The following is an 846-nucleotide window of genomic DNA, read 5'->3' on the forward strand; positions in this document are numbered from 1 at the left end:
CGCCTCCTTCTCCGACGGCGAGACCAGCCGGGTGCCCGGCACCGGCGGTCCGCCGCGCGGGTGTGGGTCCCAGACCAGGGGCGACCGCTCGGCGAGAACGTCCCGGAGGGAGTCCGCCGCGCCCCGCCCGTAGTCGGAGACCAGCACGGCGGGAGCCGAGCGGAGCGCCGCGCGCGCCTCGTCCGTGGCCTCGCGGACGCGGCCCGTGCCCCGGTCCAGGCGGACGACCGGACTGCCCTGCGCCAGCACACGGGTCTTCTCCGGCAGCGCGCCGGTCAGCGGGAGTTCGATCAACTTCAGTTCCCGCGACAGGAGTCGGCGCAGTTCCTCGCTCGCCGGGTCGTCGCCGAGACCGGTGATCAGGGTGACCTCACGGCCGTCGCGGGCCGCGAGGCAGGCGGCCAGGGCGGCGCCGCCCGGACGCACCCGCTGCGCGCAGTCGGCGACGACCGGCACGGGCGCGTCGGGGGCGAGGCGCTCGGCGGTGCCGGTCAGGTCGCGGTCCAGCAGCGCGTCGCCGACCACTACGAGGGGGGACTTGCGGGGCACGTCAGCTTTCCTTCCGCTCCGGTGCCGGCCTTTCCTTCCGCTCCGGTGCCGGCCTTCCCTTCCGTTCCACCGCCGCGTCGAAGGCTGCGCAGACCATGTGCACCGCGACCAGGTGGAGTTCCTGGGCGGTCGCGGCGGAGCCGGCGCTCACGCACAGGGATTCGTCGCTGCCCGCCATGAGGGGGTTGGGGGCGGGTCCGGTGAGGGCCCACACGCGCAGGCCCGCCGAGCGTGCCGCGTCGGCGGCGGACAGCAGGTTGGCGCTCGCGCCGCTGGTGGACAGCAGTACCAGGACGT

The 846-nt window shown here is 75.8% G+C and carries 2 pseudogenes; both read right to left on the reverse strand.

Annotated elements, in window-relative coordinates:
• Positions 1-549 (reverse strand): annotated as a pseudogene (locus AC5P09_RS52000) (D-beta-D-heptose 1-phosphate adenosyltransferase); the annotation flags it as partial.
• Between the two features lies 1 nt (position 550).
• Positions 551-846 (reverse strand): annotated as a pseudogene (locus AC5P09_RS52005) (phosphoheptose isomerase); the annotation flags it as partial.

Source organism: Streptomyces sp. a15, from assembly GCF_059026085.1.